This window comes from Lelliottia sp. EB106-05-01-XG201 (genome assembly GCF_058791735.1).
The window spans coordinates 1,351,787-1,368,248 of the sequence record NZ_JBYTDV010000001.1 but is presented as its reverse complement, the minus strand read 5'-3'; the positions used below and the strand labels follow the sequence as shown (position 1 = coordinate 1,368,248).

Annotated in this window: 18 protein-coding genes; 9 read left to right on the top strand and 9 right to left on the bottom strand. The window is 56.5% G+C overall.

Annotated features, from left to right (window positions below; translation table 11 throughout):
- Positions 1-73 precede the first annotated feature (73 nt).
- Complete coding sequence (gene ypfM / locus AC3WS9_RS06395) at positions 74-133, bottom strand: protein YpfM (RefSeq protein WP_100780840.1); 60 nt, start codon at positions 131-133, stop codon at positions 74-76.
- Between the two features lie 390 nt (positions 134-523).
- On the opposite strand from ypfM, the gene AC3WS9_RS06390 reads away from it, so the two are divergent.
- From AC3WS9_RS06390 to AC3WS9_RS06380, 3 genes are read left to right on the top strand one after another with little or no spacing between them, the layout of a single operon-like run.
- Positions 524-871: an ArsC family reductase gene (locus AC3WS9_RS06390; RefSeq protein WP_282495482.1), complete on the top strand. Its 348-nt coding sequence runs from the start codon at positions 524-526 to the stop codon at positions 869-871.
- Between the two features lie 10 nt (positions 872-881).
- Positions 882-2,009 carry a succinyl-diaminopimelate desuccinylase gene (dapE, locus tag AC3WS9_RS06385; protein WP_492487364.1) on the top strand — a complete coding sequence of 376 codons (1,128 nt, stop codon included), beginning with the start codon at positions 882-884 and terminating at the stop codon, positions 2,007-2,009.
- Between the two features lie 25 nt (positions 2,010-2,034).
- Positions 2,035-2,247, top strand: a complete 213-nt coding sequence (locus tag AC3WS9_RS06380; RefSeq protein WP_492487362.1) for a YpfN family protein — start codon at positions 2,035-2,037, stop codon at positions 2,245-2,247.
- Between the two features lie 68 nt (positions 2,248-2,315).
- Here AC3WS9_RS06380 and ypfH read toward each other — a convergent pair whose 3' ends face one another.
- From ypfH to dapA, 6 genes are all read right to left on the bottom strand, one after another.
- Entirely contained in the window at positions 2,316-3,011 is a 696-nt protein-coding gene (gene ypfH, locus AC3WS9_RS06375; RefSeq protein ID WP_492487360.1) for an esterase, read from the bottom strand.
- A 73-nt stretch (positions 3,012-3,084) separates the two neighbouring features.
- On the bottom strand, positions 3,085-5,058 hold the full coding sequence (locus AC3WS9_RS06370; RefSeq protein ID WP_492487358.1) for a tRNA(Met) cytidine acetyltransferase TmcA: 1,974 nt from the start codon (positions 5,056-5,058) through the stop codon (positions 3,085-3,087).
- Positions 5,059-5,084: 26 nt separating this feature from the next.
- Entirely contained in the window at positions 5,085-5,954 is an 870-nt protein-coding gene (gene ypfJ / locus AC3WS9_RS06365; protein WP_282495486.1) for a KPN_02809 family neutral zinc metallopeptidase, read from the bottom strand.
- A gap of 120 nt (positions 5,955-6,074) precedes the next feature.
- Positions 6,075-6,788: a phosphoribosylaminoimidazolesuccinocarboxamide synthase gene (gene purC / locus AC3WS9_RS06360; protein WP_095282862.1), complete on the bottom strand. Its 714-nt coding sequence runs from the start codon at positions 6,786-6,788 to the stop codon at positions 6,075-6,077.
- A 108-nt stretch (positions 6,789-6,896) separates the two neighbouring features.
- Positions 6,897-7,931: an outer membrane protein assembly factor BamC gene (bamC, locus tag AC3WS9_RS06355; RefSeq protein WP_492487356.1), complete on the bottom strand. Its 1,035-nt coding sequence runs from the start codon at positions 7,929-7,931 to the stop codon at positions 6,897-6,899.
- 16 nt (positions 7,932-7,947) lie between these two features.
- The gene (gene dapA, locus AC3WS9_RS06350; protein ID WP_282495488.1) at positions 7,948-8,826 is read right to left on the bottom strand and encodes a 4-hydroxy-tetrahydrodipicolinate synthase; all 879 of its coding nucleotides are present in this window, start codon (positions 8,824-8,826) and stop codon (positions 7,948-7,950) included.
- Positions 8,827-8,971: 145 nt separating this feature from the next.
- On the opposite strand from dapA, the gene AC3WS9_RS06345 reads away from it, so the two are divergent.
- Both AC3WS9_RS06345 and bcp read left to right on the top strand, forming a co-directional pair.
- A complete protein-coding gene (locus AC3WS9_RS06345) occupies positions 8,972-9,532 on the top strand; it encodes a glycine cleavage system transcriptional repressor (protein ID WP_282495489.1) in 561 nt (186 codons plus the stop codon).
- Positions 9,532-10,002, top strand: a complete 471-nt coding sequence (gene bcp / locus AC3WS9_RS06340) for a thioredoxin-dependent thiol peroxidase (protein ID WP_100779347.1) — start codon at positions 9,532-9,534, stop codon at positions 10,000-10,002. The genes AC3WS9_RS06345 and bcp overlap by 1 nt, the downstream gene beginning before the upstream one ends.
- Positions 10,003-10,086: 84 nt before the next feature.
- On the opposite strand, the gene AC3WS9_RS06335 is transcribed toward bcp, so the two are convergent.
- Positions 10,087-11,148, bottom strand: coding sequence for an AI-2E family transporter (locus tag AC3WS9_RS06335; RefSeq protein ID WP_282495490.1), 1,062 nt, complete (start codon positions 11,146-11,148; stop codon positions 10,087-10,089).
- Positions 11,149-11,369: 221 nt separating this feature from the next.
- Here AC3WS9_RS06335 and bepA point away from each other — a divergent pair, with 221 nt between their 5' ends.
- A complete protein-coding gene (bepA, locus tag AC3WS9_RS06330) occupies positions 11,370-12,833 on the top strand; it encodes a beta-barrel assembly-enhancing protease (RefSeq protein WP_492487352.1) in 1,464 nt (487 codons plus the stop codon).
- A 12-nt stretch (positions 12,834-12,845) separates the two neighbouring features.
- On the top strand, positions 12,846-13,205 hold the full coding sequence (arsC, locus tag AC3WS9_RS06325; RefSeq protein ID WP_492487350.1) for an arsenate reductase (glutaredoxin): 360 nt from the start codon (positions 12,846-12,848) through the stop codon (positions 13,203-13,205).
- Here the strand turns inward: arsC and AC3WS9_RS06320 are convergent.
- The gene (locus AC3WS9_RS06320) at positions 13,202-14,026 is read right to left on the bottom strand and encodes a transposase family protein (protein WP_492487348.1); all 825 of its coding nucleotides are present in this window, start codon (positions 14,024-14,026) and stop codon (positions 13,202-13,204) included. The genes arsC and AC3WS9_RS06320 overlap by 4 nt on opposite strands.
- Before the next feature lie 158 nt (positions 14,027-14,184).
- Here AC3WS9_RS06320 and celB point away from each other — a divergent pair, with 158 nt between their 5' ends.
- Positions 14,185-15,504: a PTS cellobiose transporter subunit IIC gene (gene celB / locus AC3WS9_RS06315; RefSeq protein WP_285158461.1), complete on the top strand. Its 1,320-nt coding sequence runs from the start codon at positions 14,185-14,187 to the stop codon at positions 15,502-15,504.
- A 3-nt stretch (positions 15,505-15,507) separates the two neighbouring features.
- Positions 15,508-16,461, top strand: coding sequence for a glycosylasparaginase (locus AC3WS9_RS06310; RefSeq protein ID WP_492487346.1), 954 nt, complete (start codon positions 15,508-15,510; stop codon positions 16,459-16,461).
- Position 16,462: the final 1 nt, after the last annotated feature.

Sequence of the window (16,462 nt, the reverse complement as noted above, 5' to 3'; positions counted from 1 at the left end):
CGTGTGATTTGTTTAAAAACTATCACATCATTTTTATAACTAAATTAAGTGCTCTTGCAGTTCTTCCTGAATGTCATTTACGAAGCATGTCTTCGATAAAATCTTTCCAGTTCCCCAGTTCACGTTCAATCATAACAACCTCTCTTATTATTATGCGTATTCTATGAGAATATATCGGCATTGTGAAGATAATTTAATCAATGGTTACGATTGGCTCCCCCGCTTGCTGTGCTGGCCCTGAGACAAATATGGCCCTATCTCCTTTAATTTTATGTGACCAATCGCAATATTTAGAAACAACCATACGAGCGGGTGATAATCTTATTCTGGACTGACTTTAAAGGAAATTTAACGCGACTGGACATTTATGCGTAAAAGATGAAACACTATTCAGCTAACAGCTGTAAGTTGAATTAATCGGCATAGCTGAATTAACGATAAACTGAATGTGTTATATTTCCCTAAACAATATAAAGTCGAAAAAATTGAACATTCGCTATAAATAAAGACAAAAGGATTCACCATGATTGTGATGTACGGCATTAAAAATTGCGACACCATCAAGAAAGCCCGCCGCTTCCTGGAAGCCAACAACGTTGATTATCGCTTTCATGACTATCGCGCCGACGGCCTGGATGCGGAATTCCTGCATACTGCGATCAAAGAGCTGGGCTGGGAAGCGCTGCTGAATACGCGCGGGACCACCTGGCGAAAACTCGATGAATCTGTGCGCAATTCCATCACGGATGCCGACAGCGCCGCGAAATTAATGCTCGAAATGCCAGCGATCATCAAACGCCCATTGCTCTGCGCGCCAGGGCAGCCTATGCTGCTGGGTTTTAGTGAATCCAGTTATACACAAATCATTTGAGGTGTAGTCTATGTCTTGCCCGGTCATTGAGCTGACTCAGCAGCTTATTCGCCGTCCCTCCCTTAGCCCGGACGACGCAGGTTGTCAGGCATTAATGATTGAGCGCCTGCGCGCCATTGGTTTTACCGTTGAGCGTATGGATTTTGGCGACACCCAGAACTTCTGGGCATGGCGCGGCCAGGGCGAAACGCTGGCCTTTGCCGGACACACCGATATCGTCCCTGCGGGCGATGCTGACCGCTGGATCAACCCGCCTTTCGAACCGACCATCCGCGACGGTATGCTGTTTGGCCGCGGCGCGGCGGACATGAAAGGCTCGCTGGCGGCAATGGTCGTCGCCGCGGAACGCTTTGTCGCCCAGCACCCGAACCACAAAAATCGCCTCGCGTTTTTAATCACCTCCGACGAAGAAGCCAGCGCCAAAAATGGCACCGTCAAAGTGGTAGAAGCCCTGATGGAGCGCCGCGAGCGTCTGGACTATTGTCTGGTGGGTGAGCCGTCGAGTACCGAAGTGGTGGGCGACGTAGTGAAAAATGGCCGTCGCGGATCGCTGACCTGCAACCTGACGATCCACGGCGTACAGGGCCACGTCGCCTATCCGCATCTGGCCGATAACCCGGTACACCGCGCCGCGCCGATGCTCAACGAACTGGTGGGCATCGAGTGGGATAAAGGCAACGAATTCTTCCCGCCGACCAGTATGCAGATTGCCAACGTGCAGGCCGGGACCGGCAGCAACAACGTCATTCCGGGCGACCTCTTCGTGCAGTTCAACTTCCGCTTTAGTACCGAACTGACGGATGAGATGATCAAATCCCGCGTCATCGCCCTGCTGGATAAGTACGAACTGCGCTACACCCTGGACTGGTGGCTTTCCGGCCAGCCGTTCCTGACGCAACGCGGCAAGCTGGTTGATGCGGTGGTTAACGCTATCGCGCACTATAATGAAATAAAACCGCAGCTCCTGACCACCGGCGGTACCTCAGACGGACGCTTTATTGCCCGGATGGGTGCGCAGGTTGTCGAACTGGGCCCAGTAAACGCCACCATTCATAAAATCAATGAATGCGTGAACGCGGCTGATTTGCAGCTACTGGCTCGTATGTATCAACGTATCATGGAGCAACTCGTCGCCTGACGGCTGCTCTGAGAAGGAATAGCGAATGGACTGGCTGGCTAAATATTGGTGGATTCTGGTGTTGGTGTTTCTGGTAGGCGTGCTGCTGAACGTGATCAAAGATCTGAAGCGCGTGGACCACAAGAAATTCCTCGCCAACAAACCTGAGCTTCCCCCGCATCGTGACTTTAACGATAAGTGGGACGATGACGACAACTGGCCGAAGAAAGACCAGAAAGACCAGAAAGACCAGAAGTAATCGTCAAACTCCGCACCCAACAGTTCCCTCTCCCCTATGGGGAGAGGGTCAGGGTGAGGGGTAATGACTCACATAAATTCCACAATATCGTCGTCGTTCGGCTTACTACCGCTTAACGCTTCGTCGAAATAGTGCTTCGGCACGGTAAAACGCAGGTGATCCAGCGCGAACTGCATGCTGCGATCGTCAATGGCATGACCCAGTTCATCCACGATATCCAGCGTCACATCACCGCCTTCACGAATCAGCGCTTCCTGCGCGGCGACCGCATGGGACAACTCAATCACGCGATCTTCTCCGCCGTGGATCAGGTGGATCGTCGTTGCCGTCGTGGCGCTCTGCGGTAAGGTCGCAAAGCGGCCGTTAAAGGCAACGACGCGAGACGCCAGCCCAGGCTGCACTTTCACGCTCTCGAGCGACATAATCGCCCCCTGCGAGAAACCGATCAGCGCGGTCGCCCCGGCCCCGACGCCGCTCTGTTGTTGCCAGTAGCGCACGGTTTCAATGAAGGTCGGCATGATGGCATCGATACGCGCCTGACGGTTCTCCTCCGTCACGCCCTGCACGGAAAACCACTGACGCCCCTGAGGGCCGCAAGGCTCTACGCCGCCGATGCTGACGATGAGCGCGTCCGGGAAAATCGGCGCAAACCAGCTGCCCATTTGCCCCATATTCACCGCATTATCACCGACGCCATGAAACAGCAGCAGCAGTTGCTGCGCGGGGCTGGAAGGGCTTTGGACAACAAAATGGTCATGTTTCATGGCAGTCTCCTTAATTGATAGTCAGGATTTTACGCCTCTGTGGGGTAATGACCATGCCACTTCATTGAAGAAGTCATTGAAAAAATTGCCATTGCAAAATGTCAGTCTTGAGCTGCTGAGCGCGTTCGACATCAAGATAGTCAAGTGCTTGCGCCGCCTCCTGACGCTGTCGCGCCAGCAGCGGTTTGCGACCCTGAAGCGCGAGATCGGCACACAGCAAGGCGTCGTCTCGGTTCTCTTCCAGTTTGCCACGCAGCGCCTGAAGCGGCAGAGTGGTCGCCAGCAGCAATCGCGTCAGGGCCGGCGCAGAGGTTGCCAGCGGTCGATGGGCAAAGGCAAAACCGCCCAGCTCCAGCCAGTCATCACCATTAAGGGTAGTCTCCCAGCGATCGTCCACCGGGATCTTTTCACCGTTCCACTGCTCAATGATGCGCGCATCGCGGCACAACCGGTGATGCTCCTGCACGCATAGCGCCTGCCCTGCCTCGCTGACAGGTCGCAGCGCCATCGCCGTGTAGCACCCGCTGCTGGCTTCGCGATGGGTTCCCATTCGCACCAAAACAAAGCCACAGCGCTGCCAGAAACGCCACAGTTCATCGGTGTAACCGAAACTCACGGAGACATAATCCTGCTGCGCATGATGGCTTGCATCAGCGATAAGCGCCTGGCCGATGCCCTCGCGCTGACGCGAAGGATGAACCGCCACGCGCGTGACGCGTCGCCCGATAAGGGTCGCGGCCAGCGGTGAACTGCCGTGGGCGGCAAGGGATTGCGCCACCAGATTGCCGCGTGGACGTCGATAGCCCGCCCACACCGCCTGACTCAGCTGAGGGCTTAATCCGCCCTCATCCACCAGCCACAGCGCACCCGCCAGCTTCTCCCCGACGCGAGCGACGGCAAAATGCTGGCCCGGCGCGTCCATCATCCGGCGTAGATCCAGCGGAGACGTGCGGTAGTGCGCGGAGCACAACAGCCTGTAGATGTCCGCCGCAAGCTTTGGCTGGCACGCCCAGGCGTTTTGTTCCAGTGCGAGGATCTCGGGTGCGCCGTTGGGAGTCACATCCACAACGTCGTCAAATAACAGCGCGTCAGCCACTACGCGTTCAAGGGGGCAGCCTGGTGCCCAGCGAATCGGCTCAGAAAGGGTGAAATGCTGCAGCCCGCTGAACCGGGCGCAGAACTTGAGTAAAAATCCGCGTCCCGTGCCTTCGTAGCCCTGCACGGTCGTCGTGAGTAATACGCGCGGGAAACGCGACACCAGCTTTTCCAGCAGCGGCCCGGGGATCGCGGCGGCTTCATCGACAATCAGCCAGTCTGCCTGTTGGTCAGAGGCCAGCAGCGCGTCGGGTGCCATAAAGTGATAGTTGTCCTGCGCGAAGCGAGCAATGACGTCCGTCGCCCCTTTCGCCGGAGCGGTGACGATAGCGTGGCCCGAAATGCGGCTCAGCAACATTCCTGCTAGCGCCGATTTCCCGCGTCCGCGCGGGGCGGTCACCACCGCCACGCCGGACTGCATCTGACATAATGTCGCCAGAATCTCAGCCTGCTCGCGCTGCGGCTCGCCGCTGGCGGGCTGCCAGTCGGGTGCAGTAGGAAGAGCAATATCCGGGAAAGACTGGTGCTGTTGCCAGAGAATCACGCCGGGATCCTGACTCACCGTTCGGCAAAAATGGCGGACAAAATGCGGCGTTGCGATGGGGTGTTCGCTGTCGCTCCAGCGCAGGGAATCGCTGTCGGGCTGTTCAGGCCAGGCCGCGAAAGGCGGAGTAAGTAACACCAGCAGGCTTCCGGCGCGGAGCGTTCCGCTGAGCGCCGCAAAGGCTGAGACGTCAAACCCGCGACGGGCATCGAAAATCGCGTGGCAGTATTCACGCCCGAGCAGACTCTTTAATGCCTGAGGCGCATCGTTCTCCATTCGCAGCCAGTCGCCCGCCAGCGCGTCACGAACCCGCTCAGACTGCGCCTGGGACCACGCTTCGTCGCCGCTAATGACCAGCAGTCGACGATGCCCTTCCCGCTGTAGATCTGCAACCAGACGGTCAAACATCACGGCCTCTTCCCTGGCGCAACACATCACATGGCTTTACCGAAGGTGTTGCACTGGGCCGGATCGCCGCTCGCAAAACCGCGTTTAAACCAGGTGTAGCGCTCTTCGGATGTGCCGTGGGTGAAGCTGTCCGGCACCACGCGGCCCTGACTCTGCTGTTGCAGACGGTCGTCGCCGATGGCCTGCGCGGCGTTCAGCGCCTCCTCCAGATCGCCGGACTCCAGCACGCCCTGCTGCTGCATGCTGTGGCCCCAGACGCCCGCGAAGCAGTCGGCCTGCAGTTCCATGCGAACGGACAGGCGGTTAATTTCAGTCTGGGAGGCGTTTTGCTGCAGCTGGCGCACTTTGGGCTCAATGCCGAGCAGTTTTTGTACGTGGTGGCCGACTTCATGGGCAATCACATAGCCCTGAGCGAAATCGCCGTCAGCGCCGAGCTTGCGTTTCATGTCGTCATAGAAGGAGAGATCGATATAGACGGTGCTGTCCGCCGGGCAGTAGAACGGGCCCATCACGGACTGGCCGGTACCGCATCCCGTGCGCGTTGCGCCACGGTACATCACCAGTTTTGGCTGCTGGTAGGTGCGACCCATTTTTTCGAACTGCTGACTCCACGTATCTTCGGTGGTCGCCAGAATCACAGAGGTAAATTTGGCGGCTTCATCTTCGTTCGGGCTGATGGAGCGCTGAGACTGTTGCTGCTGTTGCACCGGTTCCCCGGTCATTAAACCGGTCAGATCGACACCGTAGTAACCCGCCACCAGCACGATAAGCAGCAGCACAATGCCACCTTTACCGCCGGGAAGCCGCATGCCACCCCCGCCCATGGAGGGACCCATGCCGCCACTGCTGCGCCTGTCTTCTACATTGTCACTTTCACGACGCCCTTGCCAGCGCATAACCACCTCGAAATTCTCTTCATATTGATAGAGTGATCGTAGGCGGTTAACGAGCGGATTACCATAGGAAACAAGGGTAAGAAGCCAAAGGATGTGCATATCCTTTGGCCTGCAAGGGAATTAATCGAGTTTAACGCCCAGACGATGCGCAACGGCTTCGTACGCTTCAATCAGGCCACCCAGGCTCTGACGGAAACGGTCTTTGTCCATTTTATCGAGGGTTTCTTTGTCCCACAGGCGGCTGCCGTCCGGGGAGAACTCATCGCCCAGCACCACTTCGCCTTTGTACAGACCGAACTCCAGTTTGAAATCGACCAGGATCAGGCCCGCGTCATCAAACAGCTTTTTCAGCACGTCGTTGGCTTTATAGGTCAGCTCCTGCATGCGTGCCAGGTTCTCTTTGCTCACCCAGCCGAAGGTTTCGCAGTAGGATTCGTTGACCATCGGATCGTGCATTTCGTCATTTTTCAGAAACAGATCGAACAACGGCGGATTCAGCTCGATGCCTTCTTCAATGCCCAGACGCTTCACCAGGGAGCCCGCGGCGCGGTTACGCACTACGCATTCGACCGGAACCATATCCAGTTTTTTCACCAGACACTCCGTATCGGACAGCAAGGCTTCCATCTGAGTCGGGATACCGGCTTCGGCGAGTTTGCTCATAATGAAATGGTTGAACTTGTTGTTCACCATGCCTTTACGGTCGAACTGCTCAATGCGCGCGCCATCCCCTGCTGACGTATCATTGCGGAACTCGAGCACCAACAGATCCGGGTTTTCGGTGCTGTATACGGTCTTCGCTTTGCCACGATACAACTCAGCTTGCTTCTGCATCTTCATTACTCCTGGTGTGATGATATGGTCAAAATCTCGGGATATTATGCCACGCACACGTTTGCGTAGCACGAAAATAAAAAGGGCTGGATTAACCAGCCCTCTTTTTTACTTGCTGAATGCAGCCTGGAAGACCGCTACCAGCGCATCGTTCTGCGACTGGGTCAGCGTGTGACCTTTCGGATCGATGAACTGCAAGCTGCTGCGGTTATCGAGGTCACCGACCTGAATTTTGTAATCGCCGGAAGCGAGGCCCGGATCGCTGGCACCCAGATCTTTCCATGCGCTATCGGAAAGCGGTTTGTAGGTGGCCGTCATGCTGCCCGTTGAACGGGTGCTGTCGGTCACTTTCATACCGGCTTTTTCCAGCACGGCTGGCAGACGCTGCCAGGTCTGCTGGAACGGTGCACGCACCACCAGCATTGGCAGACCGGTGTCATCGGCGGCGCTCTGCACGTCGAAGGTCACGCCACTGCGGTTCTGCGCGGAGTTCGCCGCATCGGTCGCGTTTTTATCGAGACCCGAGGCGATCACGTTCAGCATTTCGGTGCTGTAGCGCTGCAGGGATGCCGCATCCGCCACTGGCTTACCAGCCTGCTCCAGGTTCAGCAGCTTGACCGTAACGGCCTGCTGATAACCCTGTGGTTTGACAGAGACTTGATAACGACCACGGTACTGCTGATCTTCATCCAGACGGTTCCATTCGATCCAGTCGGTCGTCAGGCTCTGACTCGCGTCGTCGCGCTTATCAATTGCGTAATTTTTCGACTGAATCACGCTCACCACCTGCGGCCACAGGGTACTGTTGCGACCGTTTTCGACCAGCAGGGTTGCGGTGTCACCCGTAAACTGGGTACGCGCACCGCTCACCAGCGCCAGAGGCTGCGCCGGTGGACGAATGTCCAGCGCTTTGCCCACTGCACCACTGCCGTTGGTGACAGGAATATTGTAATCGCCGTTTTGAATCGGCAGGATCATACCCGCTGGCGCATGAAGTTCAGCAAGCGGCGCTGCATCCAGATAGGATTCATCACCGCTCACCTGGCGCTTGTAGCGCGAGTCTGAACTACAGGCGGCGAGGAGCATAACAAGCGAAACACCCGCAACCTTCGCCAGGCGCGACTTCTGTACTGAGTAAGCCATCAAATCTCCCTAAACTCTACAGCAAACCGGCATGCTTCAGCGCCCCGGTGACCACTTCGCGACCGTGGTCGGTAATGGGGGTCATCGGCAGACGCAGCGTGTCGGTCGCTACAAGTCCCAACTCCTTACATGCCCATTTCACTGGGATAGGATTGGGTTCGACAAATAATTTTGTGTGCAGCGGCATCAGACGCTGGTTAATCAAGCGAGCTTCGTCGAAATGACCCGCCGCAGCCAGTTTGCACATTTCGGCCATATCACGCGCCGCGATGTTAGAGGTCACGGAAATCACGCCGTGACCACCGAGCTGCATGAAGTCCAGCGCGGTCGCATCATCACCACTGAGCAGGATAAAGTCGTCTGAAACCAGCTCTTTGATCTGGTGAACGCGGCTTAAGTTCCCGGTCGCCTCTTTAATTGCGATAATATTTTTAACTTTCGAGAGACGGCCTACGGTTTCCGGCAGCATATCGCAGCCAGTGCGCGACGGCACATTATACAGAATTTGTGGCAAGTCAGTATGTTCAGCGATGGCTTTGAAATGCTGGAACAGACCTTCCTGGGTCGGGCGGTTGTAGTACGGGGTCACCGTCAGGCAGCCGACGATACCGCTGTTGTTGAAACGCTGGGTCAGGCTGATGGCCTCTGCGGTGGCATTTGCCCCCGTCCCGGCAATCACAGGGATACGCCCGTCCGCCAGTTCGACGGTCATCATCACCACATCGCCGTGTTCGTCATGGCTGAGGGTGGCGGATTCACCGGTAGTCCCTACGGAAACGATCGCCGAAGTCCCGTTGGCGACATGGTAATCAATCAGTTTTTTCAGGCTTGACCGGCAGACATTACCTTTCTCATCCATCGGCGTAACAAGCGCAACAATACTTCCCGTGAACATGGGCCATCCTCTGTGCAAACAAGATTCTCAATGGTACGTTTGGAACTGTAATAAAAGCAAGCGACGTAAGGCGTCCAGGCTGTTGTATGCACGTTTTTTTTATGCTTTCCTTAGGATGACTTAACCACGCAAAGGAAGAACAGGTTTGACAACCTCATCACAACATTACCTGGTTATCACTGCGCTGGGTGCCGACAGAGCCGGTATTGTGAACACCATCACCCGCCACGTCAGCAGTTGCGGCTGTAATATCGAAGACAGCCGCCTGGCCATGCTGGGCGACGAGTTCACCTTTATCATGCTGCTCTCCGGGACATGGAACGCGATTACGCTCATTGAATCCACTTTACCGCTTAAAGGCGCGGAGCTGGATTTGCTGATCGTGATGAAACGCACAACTGCGCGCCCGCGCCCGGCGATGCCGGCGACCGTCTGGGTGCAGGTTGAAGTCACCGACTCCCCGCATTTAATCGAACGTTTCACGGCTCTCTTTGACAGCCATCAGATGAACATCGCCGAACTGGTCTCCCGCACACAGCCGGGGCCTGTACCAAAATTGTTCATTCAGATCACCGCACACAGCCCTGCCTCACACGACGCATCAAATATTGAGCAAGCGTTCAAAGCACTCTGTACAGAACTCAATGCACAAGGCAGTATAAACGTCGTCAATTATTCGCAGCACGAACAGGATGGAGTTGAGTAATGAATCCACTGAAAGCCGGTGACATCGCACCGAAATTTAGCCTGCCCGATCAAGACGGCGAGCAAGTAAATTTGACCGACTTCCAGGGACAGCGTGTTCTGGTCTATTTCTACCCGAAAGCCATGACGCCAGGGTGTACCGTACAGGCGTGCGGTTTACGCGATAACATGGATGATTTGAAAAAAGCTGGGGTCGACGTGCTGGGTATCAGCACCGATAAATCAGAAAAACTGTCACGTTTCGCTGAAAAAGAGCTGCTGAACTTTACGCTGCTCTCCGATGAAGACCATCAGGTCTGCGAACAGTTTGGCGTCTGGGGCGAGAAGACCTTTATGGGCAAAACCTACGACGGCATTCATCGCATCAGTTTCCTGATCGATGCCGATGGCAAAGTTGAACATGTGTTTGATGATTTCAAAACCAGCAACCACCACGACGTGGTGCTCGACTGGCTGAAAGCGAACGCGTGATTCACAAGTACAATGCAAAAGGCAACCGAGAGGTTGCCTTTTTTAACATTGTAGGCCGGGTAAGCGCAGCGCCACCCGGCAAATTTACTCTTCCACGGCAGGCACATCCGGCCACGCGTGAACCACGGCTTTAATGAGCGTCGCCAGCGGTATCGCAAAGAACACGCCCCAGAAACCCCACAGACCGCCGAAAATCACCACCGACAGAATAATCACCAGCGGGTGCAGGTTCACCGCTTCCGAGAACAACACCGGCACCAGCAGGTTGCCATCCAGCCCCTGAATAATCAGGTACACCGCGAAACAGCTCCAGAACTCAGTGCCGAGACCAAACTGGAACAGCGCCACGCCGACCACCGGAATCGTCACCACGAACGCGCCGATATAGGGGATCAGCACCGAGAAGCCCACCAGCACCGCCAACAGCAAGGAATAGTTCAGGCCGAAGATGATGAAGCCAATCCAGGTCGCGACGCCGACCACAATCATCTCCAGCACTTTGCCGCGAATGTAGTTGGTGATCTGCTGGTTCATCTCCTTCCACACCTGCCCCGCCAGCCCGCGGTTGCGCGGCAGAATGCGGCGCACGGCGTTGAGCATCTGCTCTTTGTCCTTCACGAGGAAGAAGACCATCAGCGGCACCAGCACCAGATAGACCGCCAGCGTCAGCAGCCCCACCAGCGAAGCGAGGGAGTATTTCACCACCGAATCGCCCATCGTCATGATGCGGGCGCGCATGTTTTCCGCCATCGCATCAATAATGCCCGCGTCCATCAGCGCCGGATAACGTCGCGGCAGCGTGGCGGCAAAATCGGAGAGTTTATTCAGCATCCCCGGCATATCGCGGATCAGGTAAATCCCCTGCTGCCAGGCCACGGGCATCACCACGAAGGACATCAACAGCAAAATCCCGACGAACAGGATCAGCACGATGCTGGTCGCCCAGCGGCGAGAGCAGCCGATTTTCTCCAGCCGCACCGTCGGCCATTCGAGGAGATAGGCCAGCACCAGGGCAACGAGAAGCGGCGCCAGCAGGCCACTGAAGAAGAATAAAATACCGAACCCGGCGACCAGAATGACCAGCAAAGCAATGGCTTCGGGATCGCTGAAACGACGCCGATACCACTGCATTAACATTTCGAGCATACAACCCTTCCCTGAATCTGATGGCTGGAGCGAGAGGCGAATTGTATCTAACTGTCACACAAAAGACTTTCCATTTTTGACGCGGCGTCACGAAACGCAAAAGGCCGACGTCGGGGATTTTCTTCACGCCCTAACACGGCTACACTCGCAGAGCAGTTGAAGGTGAACGATATGCACGTTCTTCGGTCAAATGGCTACATCCAAAATACAGGGCAGAGGTTATGTTCAGGCAGTTGAAAAAAACTCTGGTTGCAACGCTGATTGCCGCGCTGACTGTCGGCCAAATGGCGCCAGCTTTCGCTGACTCCGCCGATACATTGCCGGACATGGGTACCTCAGCAGGAAGCACGCTCTCCATCGGGCAAGAGATGCAGATGGGTGATTACTATGTGCGTCAGCTCCGCGGCAGCGCGCCGCTGATCAATGACCCGCTGCTGGTGCAATATATCAACGGGCTCGGCATGCGCCTCGTGGCCCACGCCGATTCGGTCAAAACCCCTTTCCACTTCTATTTAATCAATAACGACGAAATCAACGCCTTCGCCTTCTTCGGCGGCAACGTGGTGCTGCATTCGGCGTTATTCCGCTATTCCGATAACGAAAGCCAGCTCGCGTCGGTGATGGCGCACGAAATCTCCCACGTCACCCAGCGCCATCTGGCGCGTGCGATGGAAGATCAGAAAAAGAATGCGCCCCTGACCTGGGTCGGTGCCTTAGGCTCGATTCTTCTGGCGATGGCCAGCCCGCAGGCCGGGATGGCGGCGCTGACCGGCACGCTCGCCGGAACGCGCCAGGGGATGATCAGCTTTACCCAGCAGAACGAACAGGAAGCGGACCGCATTGGCATTCAGGTGCTCCAGCGCTCCGGGTTTGATCCGCAGGCGATGCCTTCGTTCCTCGAAAAACTGCTCGACCAGGCGCGGTACTCCACCCGCCCGCCGGAAATTTTGCTGACCCACCCCCTGCCGGAAAGCCGTCTCTCCGATGCGCGTAACCGCGCCAATCAGATGCGTCCGGTCGTCGTTCAGTCGTCGCAGGATTTCTACATGGCGAAGGTCAGAACCCTCGGCATGTACAACTCCGGGCGTAACCAGCTGACGGGCGAACTGCTCGATGCACTTACAAAAGGCAACGTCCGCGAGCAGAACGCGGCGCAGTATGGCCGTGCGCTGCAGGCGATGGAAGCCAGCAAATACGATGAAGCGCGCAAAGCACTCCAGCCGCTGCTGGCCGCCGATCCGAACAACGCCTGGTATCTGGATCTCTCGACCGATATCGATTTAGGGCAGAAGAAAACCAGTGACGCGATTAACCGCCTGAAAAACGCCAAAGATCTGCGCAGCAATCCGGTGTTGCAGCTCAACCTGGCGAACGCTTACTTACAGGGCGGTCAGCCTAAGGACGCGGCGACGATTCTGAATCGCTATACGTTTGATCATAAAGACGATCAAAACGGCTGGGATCTGCTGGCGCAGACCGAAGCGCAGCTCGGCAACCGCGATCAGGAGCTGGCCGCGCGCGCCGAAGGTTTTGCCCTGGTAGGGCGCCTGGATCAGTCGATTTCCCTGTTAAGCAGTGCCAGTTCGCAGGTCAAACTCGGCAGCCTACAGCAGGCACGTTACGACGCCCGAATCGATCAGCTGCGCGGGTTGCAGCAACGCTTCAAGCCGTACGAGAAGATGTAATAAGGAGAAGTCATGTCAGACGCGGTAAAAATTTATCACAACCCTCGCTGCTCCAAGAGCCGCGACACTCTGAGCCTGTTGAAATCTAACGGCATTGACCCTGAAGTGGTGTTGTATCTGGACACCCCACCGGACGCCGCCACCATCCGCGAGCTCCTGCACATGCTGGGTATGGCGAGCGCTCGGGAACTGATGCGCCAGAAAGAGGATCTGTATAAGTCCTTAAACCTTGATGACAGCCACCTGTCTGAAGAGGACCTGATTCAGGTGATGGTCGAAAATCCTAAGCTGATGGAACGCCCGATTGTGGTCGCCAACGGTGAAGCGCGCATTGGCCGTCCGCCGGAAGATGTGCTCGAAATCCTCAACTAATCAGTGCGCCGCAGCGCTTCGAGAAAAGCCTGCGGCGTCGTGTCTCCCAGCTTTTTCTGCGCTTTGCCCTGATTGTAAAACTCCCCGATCCGCATCAGCAGTTGCCCTGCAGGTTCCACATTCACCCGCGGAATAATCTCGCCGAGCGGGACCGTCACCTGCACCGCACTGTGCTTCGCCGCGCTGTTTTTTATCACCACACCGTCCAGGTTTAAACGCGTGGTTAAACCGAAAGTCTCAACGGATTGGATATCAGCCGGGCAGGCTTTCAGCAGCTCTTTCGCCCAGTTCGCCACCAGCTGCGGCGAAATTCCCGCGTAAAGCCGGGCGAAACACCAGCCGCTGATCGGCTCCCGCGCCCAAAGGAGATGTTGCTCGCCGCCGTCATCCATATGCAGCGAGAGCGGGAGATGATGCAGTTCCAGCCGCTGCGGCATAAGACCCGCTTTTAGCGCCTTTGTACCCTGCAGTGGCGCGCCCTGGCGTGATGCCGCAGCGGGCTTCAGATAGCGATTGAGCGTCGCGCGCGAAACGCTGATCCCCAGTCCTTCATTTACCAGCAGCAAAAGTTCGTCCAGCGGCGCACCGGTGGCGTCGCGCAGGGCATTAATCAATGACACCTGCTCTTGTCTCATCGCTTTGTATATCACTTTTGGCGTCGTATGATTATCTGAAACCTGCTCGCGCTTGCGCCAGCGCCGGACGGTAGTGACCGAAATACCCAGCTCCACGGCCAGCTCTCTGTCGCTTTTATCAGACTCCTGCAGATAGCGACGGGTGCGCGGTGTGGTGGTGGCATTGGCGTGCAGTTTAATTTCCATCCCGAATCCTCAGTGGAATTTCTTATAACCAATCTTGTGAGATTTATATTAACAACGCGATTACATTGTGACCTGTTTCACCTTTCGGTCGCAACGCTTCGCTGATAATCCTCAGACATAACACAAACAACGTCACTCGATCTTGTACGGAGTTCACAATGAACAATGTTCTGGGATTTATGGAAGCAAAATTGATGCCGCTGGCGGCCAAAACGGCTCAGCAGCGTCATCTGGGGGCCATTCGTGGCGCGTACGTTTCATTCATGCCATTTATCATCGTCGGGTCGATCCTGCTGGTGATCTCGTCGTTTCCGAATCAGACCTATCAGCAATTTATGTCGTCAGCCTTCGGCGAAAGCTGGAGCTCGATTATCGAGATCCCGTTTAACGCCGTCTTCTCCACCATGTCGCTGTTTATCAGCTTCCTGGTCGCCTTCCGTCTGGCGGAGCATTATGGCGAAGACCGCATCTCGTGCGGGATCCTGGCGCTGGTCAGCTTCCTGATCCTGACACCGTTTATCAAAGTGGCGGAGAACGGCGGCATTACCGTGATGCCGGTCGAGTGGATTGGCAGTAAAGGGCTGTTCGTGGCGATGATTGGCTCGCTGCTGTGGACGGAGCTGTTCTGCTGGCTGAAGCGCAAAAACCTGGTGATCAAAATGCCAGAGGGGGTACCGCCCGCGGTGCAGGAGTCTTTCGCCGCGCTGATCCCCGCCCTGGTGGTGATGATCCTGGTGCTGGTGATCCGCATCCTGTTTGAAAACACCCATTACCACACCATCCATCAGTTCATCTATGAAGTGGTCGCCACGCCGGTGCGTCACTACGGCACCTCCTATTTCGGCGCGCTGATGACGGTGTTCAGCATCACCATTTTGTGGTCCGTGGGCATTAACTCCGGGTCGATGATCAACGGCATCATCCGTCCGCTGTGGATGGAGAACCAGACCGACAACATCGCCGCCATTCAGGCGGGTGTAACGCCGCCGCACATTATTACCGAACAGTTTTTCGACATGATCTGGATGGGCGGCGCGGGTGCCACGCTGTCGCTGGTGATTGCGATGCTGATTTTTGCCCGCAGTAAAAACATGCGCGAAGTGGCGCGACTCGGTGCGGGCGCGTCGGTGTTTAACATCAACGAACCAATTCTGTTCGGCCTGCCGGTGATCATGAACCCGATCATGCTGATTCCGTTTAACCTGGTGCCGCTGGTGTTAGTCACCGTGCAGTATGCGGCGATGAAAATTGGCGCCGTCGCCGTGACGACCGGGGTGTTTATTCCCTGGACGCTGCCGCCGGTGATCAGCGGATTTATCGTCACCGGGCACATCAGCGGCAGCGTGATGCAGCTGCTCAACCTGCTGATCGGCGCGATGCTCTATCTGCCGTTTATGCGCATTCTGGACAAACAGTACCGCGCGGCGGAAATCGCCACCGCGACGCAACCCGAAGCCACACTGGCTAAACAGGAGTAAAGCATGTGGGGAATTATCGCAACCTGGCGAATGGCGCTGGAAGGAGTGACGGAGTCTGCGTCTGCGCTGGCTGCGGGGAAGCCGGTTTCGACGGCGGTGGTGGATGCCGTTGCCACCGTTGAAGACTTCCCGTTTTACAAGTCCGTCGGCTACGGCGGGCTGCCTACCGAAAATGGCGAGGTGGAACTCGACGCCGCCTATATGGACGGCGACACCCTGGCCTTCGGCGCAGTGGGCAACCTGGTGGATATCGCCAACCCGGTGCGGGTCGCTCAGGCGCTCAGCCGCCAGCGCTACAACAGCCTGCTGGTCGGCCAGGGCGCGCGCGAGTGGGCGCTCAGTCAGGGCTTTTCGGACAAAAACATGCTCACCGACCGGGCGATGCAGCACTACCGCAAGCGCTGTCGCGAAACGCTGGATAAGGGCTTAAGCCCCTATGACGGCCACGACACCGTCGGCATTATCGGGCTCGATAAGCAGGGTTCGATGAGCGTTGCCACCTCCACCAGCGGCCTGTTTATGAAAAAACGCGGGCGCATCGGGGATTCACCGATCATCGGTTCAGGTTTTTACTGCGACAGCGAAACGGGGGCGGCCACCGCCACTGGCGTGGGTGAAGACCTGATGAAAGGCTGCACCAGCTACGAAATTGTCCGCCGCATGGCGCAAGGCATGACGCCGCAGCAGGCCGCAGATTCCGTGGTCTTCGAGCTGGAAGATAAGCTGATGTCGCGCTTTGGCCGCGTGGGCGATCTCTCGGTGGTGTGCATGAACAACAAAGGCGAGTTTGGTGCAGCGACCAATATCAAAACCTTCTCGTTTGTGGTCGCTACCGCCACTCAGCCGTTAACCGTTTTCCGCACCGAACGCCTGCGCGAGAAAACCCACTATCAGGCCGTGGATGACGAATGGATGCTGGCCTATGCCGCGCGGATCCGCGCCCCGATTGAGGAATAAC